Source organism: Pseudarthrobacter sp. fls2-241-R2A-168 (assembly GCF_030209335.1).
Classification (GTDB): domain Bacteria; phylum Actinomycetota; class Actinomycetes; order Actinomycetales; family Micrococcaceae; genus Arthrobacter.
On the sequence record NZ_JARVSG010000062.1, the window covers coordinates 1 to 1,002 of the forward strand.

Genomic DNA, 1,002 nt, shown 5'->3' on the forward strand with positions numbered 1-1,002 from the left:
CTAGATGAGTAATTCCTATTGCGTAGGACGGTGGGGGTGCTTTTAAAGTAAGGCGGAGAGTGTTAAACCCGGTATGTGAACCCCGAACTAAACACTCTCCTGACCACACTCTATGTCCTTCTCACCGACCGTGTCCTGCCTGATCTTGGTGTGTCACGGGACCGGCGGCCCGGGCGCAAGCCCGGGCTCTCGGATGCCGAGCTGCTCTGCCTGGTAGTGGCGCAGCAACTGCTCGGATACTCCTCCGAAACCAGATGGATCCGTTACGCCCGAACGCACCTGACCGGGATGTTCCCCGGCATCCCGCAGCAGTCCGGCTACAACAAACGGCTCCGGGCCGCCGAGACGCTGATCTCCGCGACCATCACGGCCCTGGCCAAAGACACACCGTCCTGGCATGACGTGCTCCGGCTGGTCGATTCCACCCCGCTGCCCTGCGGGATGTCACGGGAAACCGTCAAACGCTCCGATCTGGCCGGGCATGCCGGCTACGGCTATTGCGCGTCGCACTCGCGCTTCTTCTGGGGCTTCCGCCTGTATCTGATCAGCACCCCTGAAGGGATGCCGGTCATCTGGGGCCTGGCGAACCCGAAAGTCGGCGAACGCGAGGTCACCCAGGCCCTGCTGGAAAAAGACCATCATCTCGTCCGCGCCGGCCAGGTCATCCTGGGCGACAAAGGCTTCGCCGGCAAGGACTTTGAACGGTTCATCACAGAGGACCTTGGCGCCCACCTCATCCGACCCGACCGCAAGGACGAGAAGCCACGCTTCGGCAAGCTCGGCGGCATCCGGCAATGGATCGAGTCAGTCTTCGACACCCTCAAAGGCCAACTCACCCTCGAAGAACACGGCGGGCGCACCCTTGAAGGCGTCAAAGCACGCGTCGCTGCACGGCTCCTGGCCCTCGCAGCCGGAATCTGGCACAACTGGCACACCGGCGCGCCCCGCAAACGCTCCCTAATCGCCTACGACCACTAAATCCAATAGGACTTAATCATCTAG

1 protein-coding gene is annotated in these 1,002 nt (G+C 62.1%); it reads left to right on the plus strand.

Going from position 1 to position 1,002, the window contains the following annotated elements:
- Positions 1–75 precede the first annotated feature (75 nt).
- Positions 76–978 carry an IS982 family transposase gene (locus tag QRN11_RS22460; protein ID WP_285314561.1) on the plus strand — a complete coding sequence of 301 codons (903 nt, stop codon included), beginning with the start codon at positions 76–78 and terminating at the stop codon, positions 976–978.
- The last annotated feature ends 24 nt before the right edge of the window (positions 979–1,002 follow it).